At 75.2% G+C, this 18,293-nt stretch carries 19 protein-coding genes; 12 read left to right on the forward strand and 7 right to left on the reverse strand.

The window, feature by feature from the left end; genetic code table 11:
* The coding region (locus F6X68_RS10595; protein ID WP_151454100.1) for a C39 family peptidase at positions 1-565 on the forward strand (565 nt) is incomplete at its 5' end.
* 107 nt (positions 566-672) lie between these two features.
* On the opposite strand, the gene F6X68_RS10600 is transcribed toward F6X68_RS10595, so the two are convergent.
* Entirely contained in the window at positions 673-1,572 is a 900-nt protein-coding gene (locus F6X68_RS10600; RefSeq protein WP_151454101.1) for an A/G-specific adenine glycosylase, read from the reverse strand.
* A gap of 143 nt (positions 1,573-1,715) precedes the next feature.
* On the opposite strand from F6X68_RS10600, the gene F6X68_RS10605 reads away from it, so the two are divergent.
* The 3 genes from F6X68_RS10605 (at position 1,716) to F6X68_RS10615 (ending at position 3,680) form a co-directional block, all read left to right on the forward strand.
* Positions 1,716-2,228 (forward strand): glycine cleavage system protein R, encoded by a 513-nt coding sequence (locus tag F6X68_RS10605; RefSeq protein ID WP_151454102.1) that lies wholly within the window; start codon positions 1,716-1,718, stop codon positions 2,226-2,228.
* A 23-nt stretch (positions 2,229-2,251) separates the two neighbouring features.
* Entirely contained in the window at positions 2,252-2,809 is a 558-nt protein-coding gene (locus F6X68_RS10610) for a peptide deformylase (RefSeq protein ID WP_370518933.1), read from the forward strand.
* A gap of 148 nt (positions 2,810-2,957) precedes the next feature.
* Positions 2,958-3,680 (forward strand): hypothetical protein, encoded by a 723-nt coding sequence (locus F6X68_RS10615; protein ID WP_151454104.1) that lies wholly within the window; start codon positions 2,958-2,960, stop codon positions 3,678-3,680.
* Positions 3,681-3,843: 163 nt separating this feature from the next.
* On the opposite strand, the gene disA is transcribed toward F6X68_RS10615, so the two are convergent.
* The 4 genes from disA to F6X68_RS10635 form a co-directional block, all read right to left on the reverse strand.
* Positions 3,844-5,025 (reverse strand): DNA integrity scanning diadenylate cyclase DisA, encoded by a 1,182-nt coding sequence (disA, locus tag F6X68_RS10620; RefSeq protein ID WP_151454105.1) that lies wholly within the window; start codon positions 5,023-5,025, stop codon positions 3,844-3,846.
* 142 nt (positions 5,026-5,167) lie between these two features.
* Positions 5,168-6,622, reverse strand: a complete 1,455-nt coding sequence (gene radA / locus F6X68_RS10625; protein WP_151454106.1) for a DNA repair protein RadA — start codon at positions 6,620-6,622, stop codon at positions 5,168-5,170.
* Positions 6,623-6,713: 91 nt separating this feature from the next.
* On the reverse strand, positions 6,714-7,502 hold the full coding sequence (locus tag F6X68_RS10630) for a hypothetical protein (protein WP_151454107.1): 789 nt from the start codon (positions 7,500-7,502) through the stop codon (positions 6,714-6,716).
* Between the two features lie 139 nt (positions 7,503-7,641).
* The gene (locus F6X68_RS10635; protein WP_151454108.1) at positions 7,642-8,481 is read right to left on the reverse strand and encodes a UbiA family prenyltransferase; all 840 of its coding nucleotides are present in this window, start codon (positions 8,479-8,481) and stop codon (positions 7,642-7,644) included.
* Between the two features lie 45 nt (positions 8,482-8,526).
* On the opposite strand from F6X68_RS10635, the gene F6X68_RS10640 reads away from it, so the two are divergent.
* From F6X68_RS10640 to F6X68_RS10655, 4 genes are all read left to right on the forward strand, one after another.
* On the forward strand, positions 8,527-9,300 hold the full coding sequence (locus tag F6X68_RS10640; protein WP_151454109.1) for a methyltransferase domain-containing protein: 774 nt from the start codon (positions 8,527-8,529) through the stop codon (positions 9,298-9,300).
* Between the two features lie 44 nt (positions 9,301-9,344).
* A complete protein-coding gene (locus F6X68_RS10645) occupies positions 9,345-10,511 on the forward strand; it encodes an acyl-CoA dehydrogenase family protein (RefSeq protein ID WP_151454110.1) in 1,167 nt (388 codons plus the stop codon).
* Positions 10,512-10,602: 91 nt separating this feature from the next.
* Entirely contained in the window at positions 10,603-11,691 is a 1,089-nt protein-coding gene (locus F6X68_RS10650; RefSeq protein ID WP_192581362.1) for a type III polyketide synthase, read from the forward strand.
* Between the two features lie 2 nt (positions 11,692-11,693).
* Entirely contained in the window at positions 11,694-12,482 is a 789-nt protein-coding gene (locus F6X68_RS10655) for a hypothetical protein (RefSeq protein ID WP_151454111.1), read from the forward strand.
* Positions 12,483-12,500: 18 nt separating this feature from the next.
* Here F6X68_RS10655 and F6X68_RS10660 read toward each other — a convergent pair whose 3' ends face one another.
* Complete coding sequence (locus F6X68_RS10660) at positions 12,501-13,196, reverse strand: hypothetical protein (RefSeq protein WP_151454112.1); 696 nt, start codon at positions 13,194-13,196, stop codon at positions 12,501-12,503.
* A 326-nt stretch (positions 13,197-13,522) separates the two neighbouring features.
* On the opposite strand from F6X68_RS10660, the gene F6X68_RS10665 reads away from it, so the two are divergent.
* Genes F6X68_RS10665 through F6X68_RS10680 form a run of 4 tightly spaced genes read left to right on the forward strand, consistent with a single transcriptional unit; the run spans position 13,523 to position 16,295 of the window.
* A complete protein-coding gene (locus F6X68_RS10665) occupies positions 13,523-14,008 on the forward strand; it encodes a CarD family transcriptional regulator (protein ID WP_091626665.1) in 486 nt (161 codons plus the stop codon).
* Positions 14,009-14,064: 56 nt separating this feature from the next.
* On the forward strand, positions 14,065-14,760 hold the full coding sequence (gene ispD / locus F6X68_RS10670; protein ID WP_132239894.1) for a 2-C-methyl-D-erythritol 4-phosphate cytidylyltransferase: 696 nt from the start codon (positions 14,065-14,067) through the stop codon (positions 14,758-14,760).
* A gap of 16 nt (positions 14,761-14,776) precedes the next feature.
* Positions 14,777-15,259, forward strand: coding sequence for a 2-C-methyl-D-erythritol 2,4-cyclodiphosphate synthase (gene ispF / locus F6X68_RS10675; protein ID WP_089003124.1), 483 nt, complete (start codon positions 14,777-14,779; stop codon positions 15,257-15,259).
* A gap of 10 nt (positions 15,260-15,269) precedes the next feature.
* Positions 15,270-16,295 (forward strand): lipopolysaccharide assembly protein LapB, encoded by a 1,026-nt coding sequence (locus tag F6X68_RS10680; RefSeq protein WP_151454113.1) that lies wholly within the window; start codon positions 15,270-15,272, stop codon positions 16,293-16,295.
* Between the two features lie 136 nt (positions 16,296-16,431).
* Here the strand turns inward: F6X68_RS10680 and F6X68_RS10685 are convergent, their stop codons facing one another.
* Complete coding sequence (locus F6X68_RS10685; protein ID WP_151454114.1) at positions 16,432-18,282, reverse strand: thiopeptide-type bacteriocin biosynthesis protein; 1,851 nt, start codon at positions 18,280-18,282, stop codon at positions 16,432-16,434.
* Positions 18,283-18,293: the final 11 nt, after the last annotated feature.

Genomic DNA, 18,293 nt, shown 5'->3' on the forward strand with positions numbered 1-18,293 from the left:
GACCGAGGCCGCCCCCACCACCCCCGTGGCGGCCTCGGTCACCCAGGACCGCAAGGGTGGCGAGCGCGAACTCGGCGTGCGCTACGAGGCACAGCCCAACTTCTACTACTGCGGCCCCGCCGCCGCCCGCAACGCCCTCAGCGTGCAGGGCAAGAACATCGACGTCGACGGCATGGCCCAGCGCATGGGCACCACCGAAGCCGGCACCAACTCCATCAACGACATCACCCCCGTCCTCAACAAGGAGACCGGCAAGGACGCCTACCAGTCCGTCGAGATCCCCGGCGCCAAGGCCGACGACAAGCAGACCGACAAGCTACGCGGCGACATCGTCACCGCCATCGACGAAGGCCACGCCATCGTCGCCAACATCGCCGGCACCGCCACCGACACCGACGGCACCACCCACTCCTTCGAAGGCGGGCACTACATCAGCGTCGTCGGCTACCGCGACAACGGCAACACCGTCACCATCGCCGACTCCGCCAACCCCAACCAGGCCTCCTACCGCATGAGCGTCGACAACCTCGCCGACTGGATCGCCACCCGCGGCTACACCGCCTGACACACCACACCCAACGACAAGGGCCGGCCCCCACAACGGGGCCGGCCCTTTCGTCACGCCAGGGGCTGGCCCACGCCGACCCGGCGCCGCCCAGCGTCCGCGCCGGGTCAGCCCACCGGGACGGGTGGCCCGTCGCCGACGAGGCGGAACGAGGATTCGCCGACCGGTTCCACGAGACCGTCCCGCACCAGTCCGGCGAGCGCCCGGGACCGCTGGACGTCGTCGGCCCACACCTGGTCGAGCCGCTGGTGCGGCACCGGCCCGGCCGTCTCCCGTAGTACGCCGAGCAGCAGCCCGCGTACCTGGCGGTCGGTGCCGGCGTACCGCTGGGGGCGGCGGGTCGGACCCGCGGGCGCCTCGCGGCCGGACGCGCGCCAGGCGCAGACCGATTCGACGGGGCAGACGCCGCAGCGGGGCGACCTGGCGACGCAGACCACCGCGCCCAGCTCCATGAAGGCCGCGCTGGCCAGGGCGGCGGCGGCCGGTTCGACGGGGAGCAGTTCCTCGGTGGCGACCAGGTCGGCCGGGCGGGTCGCCGGGCCGGCGTCCGGTTCGCCGGCGATCGCCCGGCAGACCACCCGCCGCACGTTGGTGTCGACCACCGGGTGCCGCTGACCGTACGCGAACGCGGCCACCGCCCGGGCCGTGTACGTGCCGACGCCCGGCAGCGCCAGCAACTGGTCCAGCCGGTCGGGGACCTGCCCGCCGTGCCTCTCGACGATCGCCAGCGCGCAGTCGCGCAGCCGCACCGCCCGACGGGGATAGCCGAGCCGCCCCCACATCCGGATCGCCTCGGCGGGGCTGTCCGCCGCCAGCGCGGCCGGTTCGGGCCAGCGTGCCAGCCAGGCCTCCCAGGCGGGGAGCACGCGTACGACCGGCGTCTGCTGGAGCATGACCTCGCTGACCAGGATGGCCCACGGGGTCACGTCGGGTCCGCGCCATGGCAGGTCGCGGGCGTTCTCCTCGTACCACCGGCTGACCAGGGTGGCGAAAGTGGGCTCAGACATCGCGTCGCCGATGATGTCACGCGTCCCGTCGCCGAGGCGGTGCGGGCGACGGTGCCACGACGGGGCGCCACTACCGTCCCGCTGGCTGGGCGGTCCGGGCGGGGCGCTGCTGCGGCGGCGGACGGATCGGGCAGAATGCCCGGATGAACGAGCTCGCGATCACCGTCATCGGCCGGGACCGGCCAGGCATCGTGGCCGACGTCGCCGAGCTGCTCGCCCGGCTCGGCGCGAACCTCACCGACAGCACCATGACCCGGCTGCGGGGGCACTTCGCGATGACCCTGATCTGCGTGGGCCCGGCCGCCGCCGACGTCGAGGCCGCGCTGGCGCCGCTCTCCGCCGACGGTCAACTGCTGGCCACCGTACGCGCGGTCACCCCCGACGGCGAGACGGCTCCCGCCGGCGAGCCGTACGTGCTGGCGGTGCACGGCGCGGACCGGATGGGCATCGTGGCGGCCATGACCCGGGTGCTCGCCGACGCCGGCGGCAACGTCACCGACCTGAGCACCCGCCTCACCGGCTCGCTGTACGTGGTGGTCGCCGAGGTGGAGTTGCCGCCCGGCACGGCCGACGGGCTGGCCGGGCGGCTGGCGGCGACGGCCGAGGAGTTGGGCGTCGGGGTGACCCTCCGGCCGGCCGATCCGGATCTGCTGTGACCGGCGCGGGGCGCGGACCGGAGATCGAGGCGTACGTCGGCCTCGGCGACTGGACCCCGGAGTCCCTGGCCGTGCCGGGGGAGGTGCGGCCGGTGGTGTCCGCGCCGGAGCAGGTGCTCAGCCGCTCCGGCGGCGAGGTGGATCCGACGGCGCCGGAGACGGTACGGCTGGCCGCCGACCTGATCGCCACCATGCGGGTGTCCCCGGGCTGCGTGGGGCTGGCCGCCCCGCAGGTCGGTGTGGGTGCGCAGGTCTTCGCGGTGGACGTGACGGGCCACCCGAAGGCGCTCACCGTGCACGGCACCTTCGTGCTGTGCAACGCCCGGGTCGTCGAGGCGAGCCGGTGGAAGGTGGCGCGCGAGGGGTGCATGTCGGTGCCCGACCTGACCGGGGACGTCAAGCGGGCGAGCCGGCTGGTGGTGGAGGGCGTCCTGCCCGGCACCGGTCGGCCCGTACGGCTGGTGACGGACGGGTTCGAGGCGCGGGCCCTCCAGCACGAGATCGACCACTGCGCCGGCCTGCTCTTCCTGGACCGGGTCGCGGGTGCCCACGCCATCTACCAGCGCAAGGTGTACCTCTGAGTGCCGGCGGCTCGGCGACCCAGCGTCACCGGCGGGACACGGTCGGCAGCCGGAGCCGTCGCATGTGGAGGGTCGGTGCGGTGAGCGGTGGGCGACTCGGCGCGTCGTGCGGGGCTGGCGTGCCCCGCGCCGCTACGGTGGGGACATCATGCGTCTGACGGTCGGCCCCCTGTCCCCCGCCGTGTACTGGCGGCGTCGCGCCGTCGTACTCGGAGCCGGGCTTCTCTTCCTGATTGTCCTGCTCTACTCGTGCACCGGATCGGACCGGAACGCGAAGAAGGGCGGTGACGCGCAGCCCACTCCGGGCGCGACGTCGTCCGGTGCCTCGCCGGAACCCACCGGTTCGGTGCTCGCCCCGCAGACCGGGGGGCCCTCGCCGGGTGCGGCGGACGGCCCTGACGCCGACGATCCGTCGGGCGAGCCGGTCACCACCGACTCGCCGCCGGTGGCACCCGTCGTGCCGGCCGCCGGTGACGGCGCCTGCACGGACGCCGAGATCACGGTGACCCCGGTGGCCCAGCCCGCCTCGGTGGTCCGGGGGGCCGTGGTGGACCTCCAGCTCAAGATCAAGAATCGCTCCGAGCGGACGTGCAGCCGCGATGTCGGCGCCTCCGTGCAGGAGCTGTTCATCAAGTCGGGGGCCGAGAAGGTCTGGTCGTCCGACACGTGCGGCACCGCCCAGGGTTCCGACGTGCAGTCCTTCACCCCGGGCTTCGAGCGCGCCTACCAGGTGGGCTGGAACGGCCGCGACACCACCAAGTGCGCCAACGGGGTGGCGGCGGGCCCCAACCCGCCGGCCGGCACCTACCAGGTCTACGCCCGGGTCGGCACCAAGCTCAGCGAGCCGGTCAAGCTCACCGTCACCGACTGACCACCCGTGGGCCGGGCGGCCAGCCGGACACTGGGCTGCCGGACAGACCGGGCCGCCGCGCGGTCGGTCGGCCGGGCCGGGCTCGCCCGACGGATGGCGGTGGCGGTGTGGCCCCGGAAGCTGTGACCGTGTGGGCCGGGCCGGCGGCCGGCGTACGGCCGGGTCAGACGTAGCGTTCGAGGATCGACGCCTCGGCGAGCCGGGACAGCCCCTCGCGGACGCCCCGGGCGCGCGCGTCGCCGACCCCCTCGACGGCCTGGAGATCCTCGACCGTGGCGCCCAGCAGCCGCTGGAGACTGCCGAAGTGCACGACGAGGCGGTCGACCACGGCGACCGGCAGCCGGGGCACCTTGGCCAGCAGCCGGAACCCGCGCGGGCTGACCGCCGCGTCGAGCGCGTCGGACGCGGCCGGGTAGCCGATGGCCTTGGCGACCGCGACCAGGTCGATCAGCTCGGTGGCGCCGAGCAGATCCAGCTCCACCAGGGCCTCGTCGAGGGTGCGGGACTTCCGGCCGGCCGGCAGGTAGTCCCGGATCACCAGGGTGCGGTCGGCGTCGACGCCGGCCATCAGCTCGTCGAGCTGGAGGGCGAGCAGGCGACCGTCGGTGCCCAACTCCACCACGTAGCCGGCGATCTCGTCGGCGATCCGGCGGACCATCTCCAGCCGCTGCACCACCGCGACCGCGTCCCGTACGGTGACGAGATCCTCGATCTCCAGGGCGGAGAGGGTGCCGGAGACCTCGTCGAGCCGGAGCTTGTAGCGCTCCAGCGTGGCGAGCGCCTGGTTGGCACGGGACAGGATCGCCGCCGAGTCGTCCAGCACGTGCCGCTGGCCGTTGACGTAGAGGCTGATGATCCGCATCGACTGGCTGACCGAGATGACCGGGTAGCCCGTCTGCCGGGCCACCCGCTCCGCCGTGCGGTGCCGGGTGCCGGACTCCTCGGTCGGGATGGTGGGATCGGGCATCAGGTGCACGGCGGCCCGCACGATGCGGGTGCCGTCGCTGGAGAGCACGACCGCGCCGTCCATCTTGCACAGCTCCCGTACCCGGGTGGCGGAGAACTCGACGTCGAGCGGGAACCCACCGGTGCAGAGACCCTCGACCACCTTGTCGTAGCCGAGGACGATCAACGCGCCCGTCCGGCCGCGCAGGATGCGCTCGAGGCCGTCGCGCAGGGCGGTGCCCGGGGCCATCAGGGCCAGGTTCGCCCGCAACGGGTCACCGGCGCCCCCGGCGCCGCCGGTCACGGTCACGCTGATCGCGCGGGCGGGGGAGCCCACGGCGCCGGTGCGGGCGTGGGGTGTCGCGCCAGCAGGCTTGGCGGTGTCGCGGTCGATCGGCACGGACACAGTCTACGGACTGCCCTGCGGTGGGTGCTGTCGTGGTTACTGTGATGTGTCACGATGCCCCACCTCGCCCGGACCGTGGGCCGGCGTCCGGGCTGTCCGGTATCGGACCGGACGTTCCGCCGACCATTCTCGGCGGTCACTCGGCGCTGGCCCGGGCGACGGCCTGGAGCGCCGAGCGTACGTCGGTCACCTCGATCACCCGCATGTGCTCCGGCGTGACGCCGGTGCTCTCGGGGCCGCAGCCGGTCGGCACCAGCGCGAGCCGGAAGCCGAGCCGGGCCGCCTCGGCCAGCCGGCGCGGCACGGCGCCGACACGGCGCACCTCGCCCGTCAGGCCGACCTCGCCGATCGCCACCAGGTGCGGCGCGATGGCCAGGTTGAGCCCGCCCGAGGCGACGGCGAGGGCCACGGCGAGGTCGGCCGCCGGCTCCACCACCCGGATGCCGCCGACGGTGGCCGCGAAGACCTCCCGGTCGTGCAGGGTCAGGCGTTCGGTGCGCCGCTGGAGCACGGCCAGTACCATCGCGAGCCGGGCCGAGTCGAGCCCCGAGACCGTCCGCCGGGGCGAACCGGCCACGGTCGCGCCGATCAGCGCCTGCACCTCGGTGACGAGCGCCCGGCGCCCCTCCATCGCCACCGTGACGCAGGTGCCGGGCACCGGCTCCGAATAGCGGGTCAGGAAGAGCCCGGACGGGTCGGCCAGGCTGCTGATGCCGCCCTCGTGCATCTCGAAGCAACCCACCTCGTCGGCGGCGCCGAACCGGTTCTTCACGCCGCGCACCATGCGCAACGAGGAGTGCTTGTCGCCCTCGAAGTGCAGCACCACGTCGACCAGGTGCTCCAGCACCCGGGGCCCGGCCACCTGGCCGTCCTTGGTGACGTGGCCGACCAGCACGGTGGCGATGCCCCGCTCCTTGGCCACCGCGACCAGGGCGGCGGTGACCGCCCGCACCTGGGTCACCCCGCCCGACACGCCCTCGGCGTTGTTGGTGGAGATGGTCTGCACCGAGTCGAGCACCAGCAGGCCCGGCTTGACCGCGTCGAGGTGACCGAGCACCGCCGCGAGGTCGCTCTCGGCCGCGAGGTAGAGCTGGTCGTGCAGGGCGCCCATCCGCTCCGCGCGCAGCCGGACCTGGCTGACCGACTCCTCGCCGCTGACCACCAGCGAGGGGCTGCCGGCGCCGGCGGCCCACTGCTGGGCCACGTCGAGCAGCAGGGTGGACTTGCCGACCCCCGGCTCGCCGGCGAGCAGCACCACCGCGCCGGGGACCAGGCCGCCGCCGAGGACGCGGTCGAGCTCGCTGACCCCGGTGGGGCGGGCCCTTGCCGGTGCGGCGCTGATGGTGGCGATCGGCCGGGCCGGCTCGGCCGGCATCCGGGAGCTGACCACCTTTCCGGAGACCGTCGGGCCGGTGACCGTGCACTCGACCACCGAGCCCCACTCGCCGCACTCCGGGCAGCGCCCGACCCACTTCGGCGGCTGGTGCCCGCAGGCGTCGCACTCGTAGGCCGGCCGGGGCTCGCGAGCGGCGGCCCGGCCGCGCCCGCCGGCCCCGCCGGCGCGGGGGGAGCTCGATCGGGAGGTGGTCACACCGGGACGTTAGTCCCCCGGTATGACGAAGACACCGCCGGCGTGGCGGTCACCACGCCGACGGTGTCGTCGGAAACAGCGGGGCGGAGGGTCAGTGACCGCCGCCCTCGTTCTCCTCGTAGCCGCCCAGGCGCTCGACGATCTTCGACGGGGGCGCGGCCGGGGTGAGCGGCACGGCGACCGGGGCCGGGCCGGTGACCGTGGCACCGTTGCCGAAATCGAAGGTCAGGGTGACGTTCTGGCCGGAGCGCAGCGCCTCGTTCAGGCCGATGAGCTGGAAGACCCGGTTCGACTGGGCGCTGAGCTGCACGTAGCTCAGCGGCGGGATCTCGATCCGGGCCGGCTCGCCGGCCGGCGCGGCCGGGCTCTCGGGGGCCGGGCTCTCCGGGGCACCGGGGCTGACCGACTCCGACGGGCTCTCGGAGGCACCCGGGCTGGCCGATCCCGACGGGCTCTCGGGGGCGCCCGGGCTGGCCGACTCCGCCGGCGAGGGCGACCCGGACGGGGCGGGCGACTCCGACTCGCTCGGGGACGCCGACGGGCTGGCCGAGGCGCCGGTGCCGGTGATCACCACCTCGCGCGCGCTGTCGGTGGTCACGGTCACGGTCACCGGGTTCGGCGAGTCGTTGTAGATCACGGCGCTCAGGACGGCGTTGGCACCCGCCTTGTAGCCCTCGGTGCCGGGGAACTCGACCAGCAGGCCGCGGACCGCGTAGGCGCCGTTGCCGGCCGACAGGTTGACGCCCTGGACCGACGGCGCCTTGTTGGCGGTCTCGGAGACCTGGCCGGCGCCGCAGCCGGACAGCAGCAGCCCGGTCGCCGCGGCCATCCCGGACAGCAGCAGGGCCGCCCGCCGGGAACCCCTGATCGAGCGCGTCACGTCGGTCCTCCTCGTCACGATCCCACCCGGTGCTCACGCCGGGCATGGTGGCCATGCCCGCGCAGACCGCGCTCCAGGGTAGTTGGGCCTGATCCACGCCCGCACGCCGACCCGGAGATGGCACCCGGGGGGACGCGCGTCACACCAGTCGGCCGCTCGTGACGAGCAGGACGACGTCGATGAGGGCGACCAGCATCACGGCCCGGAAGGCGGCCACCTGCCGGCCGCCGGCCCGGGTGGTGGCGCGTCCCGCGTACCAGCTCAGCGGCGGCACCACGACGGCGGCCACGACCGCGGCGAGGCCGACCCCCGACGGCGGCCCGGGCGGCCCGAGGACCAGCGTGGCGGTCGCCGCGAGCAGCAGCAGCGCGGCGGCGGCCCGGCTGCCGGCCGGACCGAGCCGGTGCGGCAGCCCACGCACCCCCGTCAGGGCGTCGTCGGCCAGGTCGGGCAGGACGTTGGCGAAGTGCGCCCCGGCACCCAGGCAGGCCGCGGCGGCGACCAGCCAGACCGGCGGCACCACCGCTCCGGGCAGCGCCAGCACGACGAAGGCGGGCAGCGAACCGAAGGAGACCGCGTAGGGCAGCACCGAGACCGGGGTCGACTTCAGCGGCCAGTCGTAGAGCAGCGCGGAGACCAGCCCGAGGGTGGCGCAGAGCGCGGCGGCCGGGCCGGTGGCCAGCGCCAGCGCCGGGGTGGCGAGCGCGGCCACCGCCGCGGCCACGGCCGTGGCGCGCCGACCGACCGCGCCGGCGGCGACCGGTTTGTCGGTACGCCCCACCGTGGCGTCCCGGTCGGCGTCGAGCGCGTCGTTGGCCCAGCCGACGGCGAGCTGGCTGGCCGCCACGGTGAGCACCACGGCGAGGATCCCGCCCGGCCGGTGCCCGACGCCCCACGCGAGCAGCCCGGCCACCGTGGTGACCGCGGCGGCCGGCTCCGGGTGACTCGCCCTGACCAGCCCTAGCACCGTTGGCGACATGAGGAAAGTCTGGTCGTTACCGGGCAGTCGTGCCACGCTCGGTCCATGCCAGACGCGGGCCGCACCCTGCCACGCAACGATCCGCGCCAGTACGACGACCTGGCCGGCGAGTGGTGGCGGCCGGACGGCGCGTTCGCGATGCTGCACTGGCTGGCCGAGGCCCGCGCGGCGCTCGTGCCGCCGGCGTCCCGCCCCGGCGCCCTCCTCGTCGACCTCGGCTGCGGCGCCGGGCTGCTCGCCCCGCACCTCGCCGGCAAGGGCTACCGGCACGTGGGCGTCGACCTCACCCGGTCGGCCCTGGCGCAGGCCGCCGCGCACGGGGTGACCGTGGTCAACGGCGACGTGACCGCCGTACCGCTGGTCGACGGCTGCGCCGACGTGGTCGCGGCGGGCGAGTTGCTGGAGCACGTGCCGGACTGGCGGCGCGCGGTGGCCGAGGCGTGCCGGCTGCTGCGGCCCGGCGGCCTGCTCGTCCTGGACACGTTGAACGACACGGCGCTGAGCCGCCTGCTGGCCGTGCGGATCGCCGAGCGGCTGCCCACGGTGCCGAAGGGCATCCACGATCCACGGTTGTTCGTGGACGCCCGGGCGCTGGTGGCGGAGTGCGCCCGGCACGGGGTCGACCTGCGCCTGCGGGGCATCCGGCCGGGGATGCCCGGCCTGCTCGGCTGGCTGGTCCGCCGGATGCGCGCCGCCGGCCGTCCGTACGCGGTCCCGACCGACCGTCCGCACGCGACGGTCGCCGGCCCGCCGCCGCGGATCGTGCCGACCTGGTCGACGGCCGTGCTCTACCAGGGGCGTGGTACGCGGAGCGGATAGCGGTGCCCGTCCCTGGGTAGGGAGAGGGCCGAGAAGGGGGCTGTATGACGCAGCACGCGTTGGAGGCGGCTCGCCGCCTGGCACCGAGGCTGGCCGCCCGGGCGGCCGAGCACGACCGGGACGGCTCGTTCCCGGTCGAGGACTTCCGTGACCTGCGCGAGGCCGGGCTCTTCGGCCTGATGGTTCCCGCCGCCCTCGGCGGGATGGGCGCCACCTTCGCCGAGTACGCCGCGGTCGCCACCGAGCTGGCCCGGGGCAACGGCGCGACGGCCCTGGTCTTCAACATGCACGCCTCGGTCACCGGCGCGCTCGGCGCGGTGACCGAGGAACTGGCCGAGGCGCTCGGCGTCCCGGCCGAGGCGCTGGCCGCCCGGGACCGGCTGCTCACCGCCGCCGCCCAGGGCTCCTGGTACGCCGTGGCGATGAGCGAGCGCGGCGCCGGTGCCCGGCTCTCCCAGCTCAGCACCGTCTACGAGCCGGCCGACGGCGGTTGGCACCTCAAGGGCAGCAAGACGTTCTGTTCCGGGGCCGGGCACGCGGACGGTTACCTGGTGGCCGCCCGCAGCGCCGTCGACCAGTCGGTGGTCTCCCAGTTCCTGGTGCCGGCCGGCGACGGGCTGACCGTCGAGCCCACGTGGGACTCGCTCGGCATGCGCGCGACCTCCTCGCACGACCTGCACCTGGACGTGACCGTGCCGGCCGACCGGCTGCTCGGCGGCGTGGAGGGGCTGGCCCTGGTGGTCGCCCAGCTCATGCCGCACTGGCTGGTCGCCAGCTACGCCGCCGTCTACGTGGGGGTGGCCCGGGCGGCCCTCGACGCGGCGGCCGAGCACCTGAACGCCCGCAACCTCGCCGGCCTGCCGGCGGTCCGGTCCCGCCTGGGTCGGGCCGACGCGGCGGTGGCGGCGGCCCAGTTGGTGGTCGCGGAGGCGGCCCGCCGGGTGGACGAGGCGCCGGGCGACGCGGAGACCAACCGCTGGGTCTGGCGGGCGAAGCTGCTCGCCGGCACCACCGCCGCCGACGTGGCCGCGTCCGTGCTGGAGGCGGCCGGCACGTCCGCGACCCGGCGGGGACATCCGCTGGAGCGGCTCTACCGGGACGCCCGCTGCGGCTCGCTGCACCCGGCGACGTCGGACGTCTGCGCGGACTGGCTGGGCGTCGCCGCGCTGGGCGGTGACCCGGACCGCGACGGAACGGTGCCTCGTTGGTGAGCGTGGGGGGTCCGCCGGGTCGGCGGACGCGCGGGCGCACGGCCCGTCCAGGGGCGGGTTCGACCGCCCGGTGCGCAAGGCCGGACGAGAGGTGGGCATGGTGGCCGTACCGGTGATCGCGGGGCTGGGGACGGCACACCCGCCGTCGGCCGCGCAGGACGACCTGTGGGAGGGCTTCTTCTCGAAGCACTTCTCCGGCAGCACGCGGGCGCTGGCGCAGCGGATCTTCGCGCACTCAGGGGTCACCCACCGGCAGGCTGCCGTGAACCCGTTGCTGGAGGACGTATCCGACTGGCCCACGGAGCGGCGGATGCGCCGCTACCTGGTCGAGGCGCTGCCGCTGGGCAAGGAGGCGGTGGGTCGGGCGCTGACGGCCGCCGGCCTCTCCGCCGGCGACGTCGGGCTCTTCGTCGTCTGTTCGTGCACCGGGTACGCCACCCCGGGGCTGGACATCCTGCTCGCCCGGGACCTGGGCATGGCCCCGGACACGCAGCGCCTGTTCGTCGGGCACATGGGCTGCTACGCCGCGCTGCCGGGCCTGGGCGCGGCGAGCGACTTCGTCACCGCCCGGGGCCGGCCCGCGCTGCTGCTCTGCGCGGAGCTGACCAGCCTGCACATCCAGCCCTCCAGCGCCCGGGTGGACACCCAGCAGATCGTCTCCCACGCGCTCTTCTCGGACGCCGCGGTCGCCGCCGTGGTCGTTCCCGGCGGTCGGGGGTACGCGCTGCGCGAGGTCACCTCCGTCACGGACACCTCGACGGCCGACCACATGACCTGGGACGTCACCGACACGGGTTTCCGGATGGGGCTGTCGCCGAAGGTGCCGCAGGTGCTCTCCACGCACGTCCGGGGCCTGGTCGAGGGGCTGCTGGCCCGGCACGGCACGACGCTGTCCGAGGTGGACGGCTGGGCGGTGCACCCGGGCGGCCCGCGCATCCTGAACGTGGTCGAGCGGGAGCTGGCCCTGCCGCCGGAGGGCCTGGCGGCGTCCCGGGCGACCCTGGACGAGCACGGCAACTGCTCGTCGCCGACGGTGTTGCTGATCCTGGACCGGCTGCGCCGGGCCGCGTCGCCGCCGCGGCGGGTGGTGATGCTGGCGTTCGGCCCCGGCCTGACCCTCTTCGCCGCGTTGCTGGAACGGACAGGAGTGAGCGGTTCGCCCGGCACGGTTACCCTCTGATGATGGACGCCGATGCGGCAGACCGGCCGGAGACCGGGCCGGACGCGGGTGGGCACACGGCTGGCGTCGGGGCCGACGATCGGCTGCGCGGCGCCGTACTGGCCGTGGCGGGGCTGGCCGCGCTGGTCGGCGGCGGCTGGTGGTGGCAGGCCGAGGCGCCCCGCACCGGCCCCGTGCCGGACCTGTCGAACGTCGCACCGGCGGACCGGGTCCGGTTCGCCGCCCCGCCGGACGCCCACGTCCGGTTCGTCGTGCCCGCTGAGGGATCCGGACGGCCCGCCAGCTTCTGGCTCGTCGACCCGCGCAGCGGCGCGACGGTGCGGACGGATCCGCGTGGCGGCGCGACGGTCCGGACGGAGACGCGTGAGGGCACGACGGTGCGGGTGGACCCGCGCGGCGGCGCGACGGTGCGGGTGGACGTCGAGGACCCGGAGCAGCGCCGCGCCGGGGACGACCCGCTCCAGGCGGGCGATGGGCGTCGGGGCAGGCTGGCCAGCTTCCCCGACACGGTCTGGACCGCCCGGGCCGTGCTCAGTCCGGCGGAGGGTCTCGTCAAGAGGGCCTCCGCCGAGGGCGGGGCGCGTCACCTGCTCCAGTACCGCTGTGTCGGCCCGGGAGAGCTGCTGATCGTGGTCGAGGGGGCCTGGGCGGCCGACCCGATCACCAGCGCCTGCGACGGCTCGGTCACGTCGACGGAGGTCACCGGCAGGGGCGGGCCGTTCCAGGTCTCGCTGTCGAGCGCCAACGCGGAGCCGCTGCGGGTCGATGCGCAGCTGGTCGCCCTGCCCTGACCACCCCGGCGGGGCGGCTCAGGCGGCGAGGCGGGTCAGGTCGGCGCGGTAGTCCTCGGCGGAATGGATCTCGGGGACCACCTTGACGAGGACGCCGGTCCGGTCCACCAGCAGCGCGGTGACGGCGCCGGGGCGGGCCGGCAGGTGCAGGAACGAGCGCAGCCCGCCGGCCGGGTCGGCGAGCGGTCGCACCGTGGCCCCGGCGGGCGGTGGCGTGGCGCGTACGGGCCGGGTGCCGGCGACGGTGACCACCGTGACGCCGGCCGGTGCCAGGGTGGCGGCGGTGGCCACGTCGGCCGGGCAGGGGCAGCCGTCCACGAGGATGATCATCGCTGGCACCAGTCCGCGCAGGGGCACCGGTGACTGGCCGGCGTCGACCAGGTCCAGCGCGGGCAGCGGTCGACCGGCCGCCCCGGCCGGCGGCGCGTACGGGGTGGGAGTGGGCTCCGGGGTGGACCGGCCGGGCCGGGGCCAGGTGACCGCCGCGAGGCCGGCGAGGGTGGTCAGCACCGCCACCAGCAGCACCAGCAGGGCGAGGGCGAACGGGGACCGGGCCGGCGGAGGCAGGACGGCGTGCCGGGGCGTGCCACCCAGCTCGCGGCGGAGCTGTTCGGCCTCGGCGGCGAGCGCGGAGGCGTCGTCCGGCACGACCACCCGGCCCCACTCGGGTGGCAGGTCGGGCAGTCCGGGGCCGTCTGCGTCGGGCTTGCCCATCGGACCCCCAGGACGTCTCGGCGAGCGGACAGCGGCTCGGTCTCCAGCGTCCCGCACGGGGCGGGCTGCCGCTACACCTGGGCGCGTACCCGGCCGGCGGGCTACCATGGGAGGAGCGCATAGCCCTTGATCTCGACGTTCGCGTCACTCGTACCGGGACGTCATCCGAGCGTTACGGAGCGTGGTCAAACCACTGGTTTGGCGGTCTGTCAAGCTGAAGAAAGACCTCTCACAGGGCCCCTGAGCTGCGCCAACGGTCAGGACAGCGGTGAGACATCGGTGCCTGAGCGTGTTACCCTAGACACAGCGAAAGGGGTTTCGAACCTATGGTTTTCAGTGTCGGCGAGACCGTTGTTTACCCCCACCACGGGGCCGCACTCATCGAGGCAATCGAGACTCGGGTGATCAAGGGCGAGCCTAAGCAATACCTCGTCTTGAAGGTCGCGCAGGGTGACCTGACGGTCCGGGTGCCCGCCGAGAACGCCGAGATCGTGGGTGTGCGCGAGGTGGTCGGCGAAGAGGGCCTCGGCAAGGTCTTCGACGTGCTCCGTGCACCGCACACCGAGGAGCCGACCAACTGGTCGCGGCGTTACAAGGCGAATCTGGAGAAGCTGGCCTCCGGTAACCCGCTGAAGGTCGCCGAGGTCGTCCGCGACCTGTGGCGTCGGGAGCGGGAGCGGGGTCTCTCCGCGGGTGAGAAGCGCATGCTCGCTAAGGCCCGTGACATTCTCGTCGGCGAGGTCGCGCTGGCCGAGAAGAGCACCAAGGACGAGGCGGAGACGCTGCTCGACAAGGTCCTGACCGAGGCCTAGTCCCCGCAGCATCGTCGTACCCGATGCGTAGCGAACAAACCACCGAGGACCGCGACGTGACCGCGCAGCTCAATCCGTGCGGTGACGTCGCGGTCCTCGTGCCTGCGGCCGGTGCCGGCGTGCGGCTCGGCCCCGGCCGCCCCAAGGCGTTGCGCCTGCTCGGTGGGGAACCCCTGCTGGTGCACGCGGTCCGCCGGCTCGCCGCCGCGCCGTCGGTGCACACCATCGTCGTGGCCGCCCCGGCCGCCGAGGTGGCGGCGGTACGTGAGCTGCTCGCCCCGGTCGCCCCGGTGACCGTGGTGCCCGGTGGCGCCGAGCGGCAGGCGTCGGTGGCCGCCGCCCTCGCGGCGGTGCCCGCCGGCCCGGAGATCGTCCTCGTGCACGACGCCGCCCGGGCGCTGACCCCGCCCGACCTGGTGGAATCCGTCGCGGCGGCCGTCCGCGCCGGACACGACGCGGTGATCCCGGTGCTGCCCGTCGTCGACACGATCAAGGAGGTCGGCGCCGACGAGGTCGTCCTCGGCACCGTCGACCGCTCCGCCCTGCGCGCGGTGCAGACCCCGCAGGGCTTCCGCCGGGCGGTGCTGACGGCCGCGCACGCCGCCGCCGGTGACCCGCTCACCGACGACGCCGGCCTGGTCGAGAAGCAGGGCGTCCCGGTGTCCTGCGTCCCCGGCTCCGAGTACGCGCTGAAGGTCACCCGCCCGTTCGACCTGGCGCTGGCCGAGCATCTGCTCGCCACGGGCGCCTGACGCGTACCCTCTTCTCATGATCGTTCCCCGGGTGGCCATCGGCACCGACGTGCACGCCTTCGAGGCGGGCCGGCCGTGCTGGGTGGCCGGCCTGCACTGGCCCGACCAGGACGGCCTGGCCGGGCACTCGGACGCCGACGTGGCCGCGCACGCCGCCTGCAACGCGCTGCTCTCGGCGGCCGGCCTCGGGGACCTGGGCGCCAACTTCGGCGTGGGCCAGCCCGAGTGGGCGGGCGCGTCGGGCGTCGCCCTGCTCACCGAGAGCGCCCGCCGGGTGCGGGCCGCCGGCTTCGCGATCGGCAACGTGTCCGTGCAGGTGGTCGGCAACCGGCCCAAGATCGGCCCGCGCCGCGAGGAGGCCCAGCGGGTGCTCTCCGAGGCGGTCGGCGCGCCGGTGACCGTCTCCGCGGCCACCACCGACGGCCTCGGCTTCCCCGGGCGCGGCGAGGGGCTCACCGGCATCGCGGTGGCCCTGGTGTACGAGGCTCCGGCCGCCTAGGCTCGCCGCGATGTCCAGCGACGCCACCTCAGACCGCTCCGCCGCCGACGGCTACCTCCAACGCGCCCAGCTCCTCGCCGAACTCGGTCGCTACGACGAGGCCGCGGCTGAGGTCTCCTACGCCGTCGCCCTGGACCCGGCCGACGCCGGGGCGCTGACCATGCTGTCCCGGGTCCACCTCGCGGCCGGGCGGCCGACGGAGGCGCGCACCGCCGCCGACGCCGCGGTCGCCGCCGCCCCCGACAGCGTTCCGGCGCTGGTCGCCCGCGCCCTCGCTCTCGGCGATCTGGAGGAGTACGCCGAGGCGGCCCGGACCGCCGACCGGATCCTGGCGCTGGGCCCCGACGACGCGTACGCGCAGAGCAGCGCCGCCGCGATCCTGGCCGGCTCGCGCAACGGGCAGCCGGCGCTGAACGCGGCCTGGCGCGGGATCGAGCTGGCACCCGAGAATCCCCAGGCGCACCTGGTGCTCGGGCTGGTGGCGGCGAACATGCAGATGTTCGACCTGGCCGAGCGCGCCTACCGGGAGGCGTTGCGGCTGGACCCGCAGCTCGCCGAGGCCCGCCACGACATCGGCGTGCTCCGGCTGGAGCAGCGGCGCTGGAGCGAGGCGCTGGAACACCTCGCCGAGGCCGCGTCGATGAGCCCCGGGCGGGTCGACTCCGGCCGGACCATCTCGCTCGGCCTGCGCCAGCTCGTGGTCTACGGCGCGGGCTGGACGATGATCACCGCCGTGCTGATCGCCTGTATGGCGCCGGGCAGCGCCGGGCTGTCCCGCGTCGCGGCGGCGTTCGCGGCGCTCGGCGGGGCGCTGGTGGTCTGGCGCTTCGCCGCCCGGCTGCCCGGCCTGTCCCGGACCATCCTGCCGAGCCTGCTCCGCTCCGACCGCACGCTGGCCCTGGCCGTCTACGCGGCGGCCGCCGCCCCGGCCCTGATCCTGCTCTACGCCCTGGTCGGCACCCCGTGGCCGCTGGTGCTCGCCATCCTCGCCGCGGTCGCCGCCGAACTCGCCGTGCTGTCCCGCACCACGGCGTGAGCCGGCACCGGCCGGTCGGCACCACCCGATCCGTCGGCTGGCCGGTCGGGGCCACCTGATCCGTCGGCACCACCTGATCCGTCGGCTGGCCTGACGGGGACCGCCCGGTCCGTCGGCTGGCCCGCAGGACCCGCCCTCAGCCGAGGGCGAGGGCGTAGAGGGCGCTGGCGTCCAGCCCGTCGAGCAGCAGCAGGTGGTTGAGCTCGTCGTCGAAGAATCCGCCGAGCGGGGCGGCGGAGAGCCCGAGGGCCGTCGCGGCGAGCAGCAGGTTCTGGGCGAGGTGGCCGGTCTCCATGGCGGAGAACCGGTAGCCGCGCAGCCCGTACCGGGCCCGGGCCCGGCGCAGGTCCGCGACCACGAACAGCCAGAGCGGCACCGTCTCGACGTCGAGCCCGTCGGTGCCGGGGACAACGTCGGGACCGGTGGGCGCGAACTGCGGGGCGACCCGGGACAGCCGGTCGACGCCCGGATCGGGTGCCACCCGCCGGAGGGCGTGCCGCTCCGGCAGGTACTCGTAGAGTGCCGCCCGCACCGAGGCGATCCGGCGGGGAAGCACCAGCAGCCGGGTGGTCGCCAGGGCGCCCGGCGTCGGGTACGCCAGTCGTCGCTGACCGTCGGCCGCTGGCGCGGTGTCACCCGCCGCATAGCGCAGCAGCCGGCCCAGGTCCGCCACGCCGGTCTCCGCTCGGCCGAAGTCGTACCGGGTGCGGCGCTCCAGCAACACCGTGGCGAGCGTGGTGTCGGCGAGCGCGCCCGGCGTCGGCTCGGGCAGTGCCAGGGTCACGGCGTCGGACGGGAGGGGGCGACCCGGTGCGGGCTCGACGGTACGGGGACGCTGGCTCGGCCACCGCGTACGGACGAACTTCGACCCTTGGTGGTACGCGCGGTCCGGGGCGTCGATCCCGTCGGCGTGGAAGTCCGGCGTTGCGGCCGGTGCGCCGTACGCCAGCGACGCGAGCCAGGCGAGGTGGCACTCGGCCGGGATGCTCAGCCCGAGGCGGTTGTGCAGCATGTGCAGCTGCGACGCGAGGATGCCGGGCACCGTGCCGTGCAGCCGGCCCTGCCCGTCGAGCGCCCGTAGCCGCTCGACGTAGGCGGCGACCTCGTCCGCCCAGTAGTTCACGGAGGTGGCGGCGCCCCTGCCGTGCGTGACGATGTCGGCGATGAGCCGCTGCCGGGCCGGGTAGACGGACGCGTCGGCGTGGAAGTCGCGTTCCGCCGCGATCAGGGCCAGGCCGAGGTCCTGACCGTTCGCCTCGGGCACCAGCGTCCACCCGTTGGCGTAGCCGCGCAGGAACCGGACCGCCTCGTGCCCGGTGAGGCCGCTGGCGGTGAGGAACCCGAACAGCAGGTCCACGGCCGTCGACCGGCGGCGGGCGGGTGGCGCGCCGAGCACAGCCGCGGCGACCCGGCTGGACGCGGCGAAGAGTTCCTCGGCCGCGTCGATCGCGTCCGGGCCGCCGTACCGGTCGACCTCCGGCCGGTACGACTGCTCGACCACCGTGCCGTGCGGCTGCCAGCCCAGCTCCGGCCCACTGCCGGCCCCGTGTCCCACGCCGGCCCCGTGTCCCACGCCGGTCTCTTGCCCCACGCCGGTCTCTTGCCCCACGCCGGTCTCTTGCCCCACGCCCGGCCGGTCGGGCCGGTCGGTCCCGTCGGGTTGGTCGGTGTCGTCGGACTGGTCGGAGGTGTGCACTCCGAACTGGGCGTACCAGTCCGCCGGGCGCAGTTCCCGGGCCGGTGGCGGCAGCGCGGCCACCGCTTCGACCAGCCCGGCGCGCATCCGCCGTACCGTCTCCGGCGTCGCGTCGGCGACCCGCCAGCGCAGGTGCGGGCCGCCCTCCCAGTACCGGACGAAGAACCAGGAGGAGATCTCGCCCCGGGCGAGCAGGTCCGTCGTGGTCGGCACGATGTGCTCCCGCAGCACCGTCTCGGTGCACTCGGAGCCGGCGTGCAGGTGGACGTGCAGGGCGGACCAGCGAGCCATGCTCGGCTCTC

The sequence above is a fragment of the Micromonospora sp. AMSO12t genome, from assembly GCF_008806585.1.
GTDB classification, from domain to species: Bacteria; Actinomycetota; Actinomycetes; order Mycobacteriales; family Micromonosporaceae; genus Micromonospora; species Micromonospora reichwaldensis.